General features: G+C 74.4%; 7 protein-coding genes. 3 read left to right on the top strand and 4 right to left on the bottom strand.

Going from position 1 to position 7,000, the window contains the following annotated elements:
• Together ABZ914_RS16870 and ABZ914_RS16865 are read left to right on the top strand one after the other, a co-directional pair.
• On the top strand, nt 1-241 hold a 241-nt coding region (locus ABZ914_RS16870), incomplete at its 5' end, for a helix-turn-helix domain-containing protein (RefSeq protein ID WP_500193810.1).
• A 361-nt stretch (nt 242-602) separates the two neighbouring features.
• Nucleotides 603-1,469, top strand: a complete 867-nt coding sequence (locus ABZ914_RS16865) for a nitroreductase/quinone reductase family protein (RefSeq protein WP_500193808.1) — start codon at nt 603-605, stop codon at nt 1,467-1,469.
• 49 nt (nt 1,470-1,518) lie between these two features.
• Here the strand turns inward: ABZ914_RS16865 and ABZ914_RS16860 are convergent, their stop codons facing one another.
• The 4 genes from ABZ914_RS16860 to ABZ914_RS16845 form a co-directional block, all read right to left on the bottom strand.
• Nucleotides 1,519-2,583 (bottom strand): NAD(P)H-dependent amine dehydrogenase family protein, encoded by a 1,065-nt coding sequence (locus ABZ914_RS16860; protein WP_500193807.1) that lies wholly within the window; start codon nt 2,581-2,583, stop codon nt 1,519-1,521.
• Nucleotides 2,580-3,380: an SDR family oxidoreductase gene (locus ABZ914_RS16855; protein WP_500193804.1), complete on the bottom strand. Its 801-nt coding sequence runs from the start codon at nt 3,378-3,380 to the stop codon at nt 2,580-2,582. Before ABZ914_RS16855 ends, ABZ914_RS16860 begins: the two co-directional genes overlap by 4 nt.
• An 88-nt stretch (nt 3,381-3,468) precedes the next feature.
• On the bottom strand, nt 3,469-4,422 hold the full coding sequence (locus tag ABZ914_RS16850) for an ornithine cyclodeaminase family protein (protein ID WP_500193802.1): 954 nt from the start codon (nt 4,420-4,422) through the stop codon (nt 3,469-3,471).
• Nucleotides 4,423-4,482: 60 nt separating this feature from the next.
• Nucleotides 4,483-5,475 carry an ABC transporter ATP-binding protein gene (locus ABZ914_RS16845; RefSeq protein WP_500193800.1) on the bottom strand — a complete coding sequence of 331 codons (993 nt, stop codon included), beginning with the start codon at nt 5,473-5,475 and terminating at the stop codon, nt 4,483-4,485.
• Between the two features lie 333 nt (nt 5,476-5,808).
• Here ABZ914_RS16845 and ABZ914_RS16840 point away from each other — a divergent pair, with 333 nt between their 5' ends.
• Entirely contained in the window at nt 5,809-6,891 is a 1,083-nt protein-coding gene (locus ABZ914_RS16840) for a S1 family peptidase (RefSeq protein ID WP_500193798.1), read from the top strand.
• Nucleotides 6,892-7,000 lie beyond the last annotated feature (109 nt).

Here is a 7,000-nt window from a genome sequence, read left to right as displayed (position 1 = left end):
GGACGCCGGACGGGCACCCTCCCCCGCCCCGGCCGGGCCGTCCGGGCCGTTCGCCGCGCTCACCGCGCGGGAGCGGGAGGTGCTGAAGCTGGTCGCCGAGGGACGCAACAACCGGGAGATCGCGGCGGCGCTGTTCATCTCCCCGAAGACCGCGAGCGTGCACGTCTCCAACATCCTCGCCAAACTGAACGTCAGCGGGCGCACCCAGGCCGCCGCGCTCGCCCTCCGCGAGGGACTCTGAAATAGGGCGCGGGAAACCGCACTTGAGAAATGCGCGCGGCTTGAGTAGATTCGGTTCCGTGACTGCCGGGTCGGCCATGGGCCACGAGCGAGTGAGGCACCCGGCCTCCGAGTGAGCCGGAGGCGGGCGCGCGGCCCGCCCTGCCCTTCCTTCTTTTCTCCTTTCCCTCCGCATAGCGCGACGTCAGCGGCCTGCCCGCACGGACGCCGCCGGGCGCGGACACCCTTCTCCCGAGCACGCCGTTCAGCGTGCCGTTTCCGCACGCCGTTTCGCGCGCGCCTTTCTCGCGCGCCGCTGCGCGCGTCTTTTCGCGTGCCGTTCCGCGGCCTGCGCGCATTCCCCTTTCCACAGTCGATTCGCCATGCCCGAAAACAGAGAGGACGACCACCGCAGAATGGATTTCAACAAGCAGGTCATCGAGGAGTTCCGCGCGAACGGCGGCCGGGTCGGCGGCCCGTTCGAGGGCGGCCGGCTGCTCCTGCTGACCACCACCGGGGCGCGGTCGGGCGCCCCGCACACGACACCGCTCGGCTACCTGCCGGACGGTGTCGGGCGCGTCCTCGTCATCGCGTCCGCGGGCGGGGCGCCGAAGCACCCCGCGTGGTTCCGCAACCTCGTCGCGAACCCGCGCGTGACGGTCGAGAGCGGAGCGTTCACGTACGAGGCGGACGCGGTCGTCCTGGAGGGCGACGAGCGCGACCGGGCGTTCGCGCGGGCCGTGGAGAGCGACCCCGGCTGGGCGGAGTACGAGGCGAAGTCGGGCCGGACGCTGCCGGTCGTCGCGCTGGTGCAGACCACGGAGGGGCCGCCGCCCGGCCCCGAGCGCCCCGGCGACATGCTCGTGGCGGTGCACGACGCGTTCCGCGACGAGCTGCGCCGGATCCGCGCGGAGGTCGCCGCGTCCGGCCCGGGGCTCGGCGCGCAGCTCCGCGTGAACTGCCTGGTGCTGTGCCAGGGGCTCGGCAACCACCACGCGGGCGAGGACCTGATGCTGTTCCCCGGCGTCGAGCGGGACCGGCCGGAGCTGGCGCCCGCGCTGGCGCGGATGCGCGAGGAGCACGAGGGGATCAAGGCGATCGTGGACGGGCTTCGCGCCCTCCTCGCCGCCGGCGCGCCGGACCGCGCGGCGCTCGCCGCCGACGTCGACAGGCTCACCGCCGACCTGGAGGCGCACCTGGACCGGGAGGAGGACGTGCTCGTCCCGGTCCTCAACGCCGCCGCGCGGTAGGCCGGAACGCCGCCGCGCGGTAGGCCGGAGCCCCCCGGCGCGGGGCGGGTCAGAGCAGGCCGCGCCCGGTGATCGGCGGCAGGTCGAGCGCGGTGAGCAGGCCGGGCGGCGCCGCCACGACCGCGGGCACCGCGTTGACCAGCCGCATCGCGGTCGCCTTCAGCCCCGCGGTGTTGTGGTCGCCGTCGCCGCCGAGCAGCTGGAGGTCGACGGTGTAGTCCGGTTCGCCGCGCACCTCGACCCGGTAGCAGCCGGCCCCGGCGGGCTGCGGCCAGTCCGGGGCGAGGTCGTCGCGCAGCCGCGTGACGTGCTCCAGGACGAGCACGGGCTCGCCGCCGCGCATCCCGCGCACCTCGAAGCGCAGCGCGGCGGCGGTGCCCTTCTCGACCGTCCCGGCGGACACGTCGAACGTCTCCGGGGCGGGCAGCCGGGTGTGGTGCTCGGTGACCTCGTCCAGCTCCACGCCGAGCCCGGCGGCGAGCTGCCGGACCACGCTGCCCCACGCCATCGTCAGCACGCCGGGCTGCAGCAGCATCGGCGTCTCGTCCAGGGACCGGCCGAACCCCATGACGTCGAACAGGATGGTGCCCTGGTCGTAGGTGGCGTAGTTGAGGATCTCCATGCAGCGGACCTGGTCGATCCGCTCGCTGATGCCGGTGACGGCGAGCGGCAGCGCGTCGTTGGCGAAGCCGGGGTCGATGCCGTTGACGAACAGCGACGCGCCGCCCGCCTCCGCCGCCTCCCGCACCGGATCGGACATCTCCGGCGGGACGACGCCGTCGGGGAACTGCAGGAACACCGGGCTGCTGGAGACGACGTTGACCCCGGCGCGCAGGATGCGGCACAGGTCGTCGATCGCCTCCATCAGCCGGACATCGGCCATCGAGGTGTAGACGACGCAGTCGGGGCGCAGCGCGAGCAGCTCCTCCTCCGACCCGGTCGCGGTCACGCCGAGGGTCCGCCCGAGCCCGGCCAGCTCGCCGGCGTCCTTGCCGTACTTGGCGGGGTTGGACACCCACACCCCGGCGAGCTCCAGGTCGGGGCGGGCGTCGATGCCCGCGATCGCGTGCCGGCCGACGTTGCCGGTGCTCCACTGGACGACGCGGTACGTCACAGGTCCTCCAGGCCGAGGTCGAGGTTCGGGACGTCGATGCCGCCGTCGACGCGCAGCACGGTGCCGGTGGTGTAGGCGGCCGCGGGCGAGGCGAGGTACAGCACGGCCGCCGCGACGTCCTCGGGGTCGCCGATCCGGCCGAGCGGGGTGCCCCGCTCCATCTGCGTGCGCAGCTCGTCGTTGGTCATGACGATGTCGAGCGCGGACGTGGCGACGGAGCCGACCGCGACCGCGTTCACGCGGATCCGCGGCGCGAGGTCGGTGGCGGCGAGCCGGGTGTAGTGGGCGAGGGCGGCCTTGGCGGTGCCGTAGGCGAGGTAGCCGCGCCCGGCGACCCGTCCCATCACCGAGGAGATGTTGACGACGGCGCCCGGCGCGGACGCGGTGGCCGACTCCAGGATGTGCGGCACGGCGGCGCGGGTCAGCGCGTGCGCGGTGCTGACATTGAACTGGAACGCGTTCTCGAGGTATGTCGGCGTGGTGTCCAGGAAGGCGTTCGGGATCGTGCCGCCCATGTTGTTGACCACGATGTCGAGGCGGCCGAGGCCCTCGACGGCGCGCGCGGCGAGACCGGCCGCCGCGTCCGGCGCGCTGAGGTCGGCGGGGACGACCAGGGCGCGCCGGCCGGCCGCCTCGATCTCCGCGGCCACCTTGCGCAACTGGTCCTCGGTGCGGGAGGAGACCACGACGTCGGCGCCCGCCTGGGCGAGCGCCACCGCGGCCGCCGCGCCGATCCCGCGCCCCGCCCCGGTCACCACCGCGACCCTGCCATCGATTCGGAACCGGTCCTGGATCACCGGCGTCACCTCCCGGTCGCTCGCCCGTGCCCGCCCAGCCTAGACAGGAACTAGAACCTGTTTCAATACGCTGTGCGCGGCGGTCCGGTCACGCCAGGAGGTCGACCTCCGTGCCCGTCCCCGCCGCGCGGGCGGCCCGGTACGCCGTCCAGCTCAGCGCGAGGTCCTGCCAGGGGAGGCCGACCGGCGCGTACACGGTCACCTCGCCGTCCTTCACCCGTCCGGGCACCTCGCCGAGCAGCAGGTCGCGCAGCGTCCCGGCGGCGTGCTTGACGTCCAGGCCGGCGCCCGCGAGCACGCCCATCTCGACCGCGAGCGGCACGTCGTCGACCACCACGCGGGCGCCCTCCAGCAGGTCGGCGCCCAGCTCGGCCTTCCCGGGCTCGTCCGCGCCGAGCGAGGTGACGTGGGTGCCCGGCGCGACGTCGGAGGCGTGCAGCAGCGGGCGGCGCGCCCACGTCGCGACGACGACGATCCCCGCGCCCCGGACGGCGTCGCGCGGGTCGGCGGCGACGGACGCCTCGGCGCCGAGCCGCTCGCCGTGCCGCCCGGCGAACGCGGCGGCGCGCTCGGCGTCCAGGTCGCAGACGGTCAGGCCGCGCAGCGGCCGCAGCTCGGCCAGCCCCCGCATCACCAGCTCGGCCTGCGCGCCCGCGCCGATGACCGCGACGGTGTCCGCCGCGGGACGGGCCAGCGCGTGCGTGCCGAGCGCGGCGGCGAGGCCGGTGCGCCACGCCGTGACGGTGGCGGAGTCCAGCAGCGCGAGCAGCTCGCCGGAGCCGAGGTCGTGCAGGCACACCACGCCGCGCAGCGCGGGCCGCGATCCCGGGAACTTGGCGTTCACCTTCACCGTGTAGGCGGGGATGTCCTCCACCACGCCGGGCAGCAGCGCCGTGGCGGTGCCCTGCCCCGGCACCTTCGCCACGACGCGGCGCGGCACGGTCCCGTCCTCGGCGGAGGTGAAGCCGCGGCGCAGCGCGTCGAGGCAGTCGGCCGGGACCAGCAGCGATTCCAGCTCGGAACGGGACAGAAGCAGTGTCACCGGATCATTCTCCCGTCCTTGCCATGGACCGTGCCACCCGGGTCGCGATCGCCCCGCGCGTCACTCCGGACGGCGATGCGCCGCGGTGAGCCCGTCCCATCCGTTCAGCCAGTCATTGCCCTGCCCGTCGATGAACGAACCGGGCGGCGGGGTGACACCGTGCGCGCGCAGCCAGTCGCCCGGCCGGCGCATCCCGGGCCGGACGCTGCCGTCGCTCGGCATCAGCTGCGGCGGGATCGGCCCCGGCATCGCCTGCGGGACGTGCGCCTCGCTCTCCACCTCGCCGAGGTCCTTCTCCTCGGCCATCCCGATCGGGCCCTCGCGGCGGGCGTTGAAGAACTGGTTGACCGCCGGGTGCGTGCTGGACAGCACCATCTCGCGGGGGCCGAACATCACCAGCCCGCGCCGGAACAGCAGGCCGAGGTTGTCGGGCAGCACGCGGGCGGTGCCGATGTCGTGCGTGACGATCAGGAACGTCGCGCCCATCTCGGCGTTGAGGTCGACGAACAGCTGGTTCAGGTAGGCGGTGCGGACCGGGTCCAGGCCGGAGTCCGGCTCGTCGGCGAGGATGATGTCCGGGTCGAGGACGAGCGCGCGGGCCAGCCCGGCGCGCTTCTTCATGCCGCCGGAGATCTCGCCGGGCAGCTTGTGCTCGGAGCCGGTGAGCCCCACCATCTCCATCTTCTCCAGCACGATCCGGCGGATCTCCGACTCGCCCTTCCTGGTGTGCTCGCGCAGCGGGAACGCGATGTTGTCGAAGATGTTCATGGAGCCGAACAGGGCGCCGTCCTGGAACAGCACGCCGAAATGGCGGCGCATCTCGTACAGCCGCCCCTCGGCGAGCCGGGGGACGTCGCCGCCGCCGACGTAGACGTGGCCGCGGTCCGGGCGCAGCAGCCCGACGAGGTTCTTCAGGAACACCGACTTGCCGGTGCCGGACGGCCCGAGCAGCGCGGAGATCTCGCCCGCCGGGACGGTGAACGACACGTCCTCCCAGATGACCTGCCGCCCGAACGACTTCCTCAGCCCTTCCACCCGGATCTCGACTCCCATGGGCACTCCCGTGCCGGGGAACCGGGGGGCGGGGGATCCGCGTCATATGTCCGGTCCCCCGTCGCCTCGACTGTACGACGCGGAGCGCCGCGCGGGGAGGCCCATTGGACGCCGCGTCCAGCCGCGGCCGGGCCCGCCGCCCGGCCGCGGATCCGGCGTGCCCGGCGGGCGCGCCGCTCCCCCGCCCGCGACCGGGGGCGCGCACCCATGGTGACAAGACGATCACCGGCACTTAGGCACTTTCTTCCCTTTCGTCCCCAATGACGCTTCTTCCACGATGTGCGGGACCTCCGGCGCACCACACGGGTGCGCCCAAATCCCCCTGGAGGCACAGTGAAGATCCGTCACGCACGCATCGGCGGCGCCGCCGCCCTGGCGGCGACCGGGCTGCTGGCGACCGCCCTGGCCGGCGTCCCCGCCGCGCAGGCCGCCCCGTCCACCGCGTCCGCAGCCGGCACCGCGTCGGCCGCGACCACCGCGGCCGGGCAGGGCGCGGTGGCCGCGGCCCTCGCGCAGCGGCGCGGCTCCCGCACCGCCGGCTCCTACCTGAAGGGAGGCGAACTGGTCGTCACGGTGACCGACGCCGCGTCGGCCCGCGCCGTCCGCGCCGCCGGCGCCGTGCCGCAGACCGTCGCGCGCAGCGGCGCCGACCTGAAGAAGGTCATGGCCGCGCTCAAGCGCGACGCGACCGTCCCCGGCACCGCCTGGGCCGCGGACCCGGCCACCGACCAGGTCGTCCTCACCATGGACGGCACCGTCAAGGGCGCCGCGCTGAAGAAGGTGAAGGCCGCCGCCGCCAAGCAGGGCGCGGCCGTCCGCACCGAGCGCGTCGCCGGGACGTTCCGCACGTTCACCCGCGGCGGCGAGGCCATCTACACCAGCGGCGCGCGCTGCTCGCTGGGCTTCAACGTCCGCAGCGGGAGCACCTACTACTTCCTCACCGCCGGGCACTGCACCAACATCGGCACGACGTGGACCGACTCGTCGGGCCGCACGCTCGGCCGCACCGTCCGCAGCGTGTTCCCCGGCCACGACTACGGACTCGTCCAGTACACCTCCACCCCCGCCGACACCCAGGGCTCCGTCAGCCTCTACAGCAGCGGGACCCGCGACATCACCGGCGCCGCGAACGCCACGGTCGGGCAGACCGTGTACCGCAGCGGCAGCACCACCGGCCTGCACAGCGGCAGCGTCACCGCGCTCAACCAGACGGTGAACTACCAGGAGGGCAGCGTCAGCGGCCTGATCCGCACCACGGTGTGCGCCGAGCCGGGCGACAGCGGCGGCTCGCTGTTCGCCGGGTCGAGCGCGCTCGGGCTCACCTCCGGCGGCAGCGGCAACTGCACGTCCGGCGGGACGACGTTCTTCCAGCCCGTCACGGCCGCGCTGAGCGCCTTCGGCGTCTCGATCTACTGACCGGGCACGGCGCCCCGCCGGAGCTCCCAGCCGGCCGGTAGCCGTGTTCACCGCGACGCCGGGTGGGCGGCGGGCCGGGGCTCGGGAATCCCGAGCGCCGGTCCGCCGC

The sequence above is a fragment of the Spirillospora sp. NPDC046719 genome (genome assembly GCF_040645715.1).
Classification (GTDB): Bacteria; Actinomycetota; Actinomycetes; order Streptosporangiales; family Streptosporangiaceae; genus Spirillospora.
Note: the sequence above shows the minus strand (reverse complement) of the source record. Positions and strands in the feature narration are given on the sequence as shown.

Bases quoted from the DNA above. Each gene is read 5' to 3' on its own strand.
- ABZ914_RS16865 (WP_500193808.1), top strand. From the start codon at position 603: ATGCCCGAAAACAGAGAGGACGACCACCGCAGAATGGATTTCAACAAG.
- ABZ914_RS16845 (WP_500193800.1), bottom strand. From the start codon at position 5,475: ATGGGAGTCGAGATCCGGGTGGAAGGGCTGAGGAAGTCGTTCGGGCGG.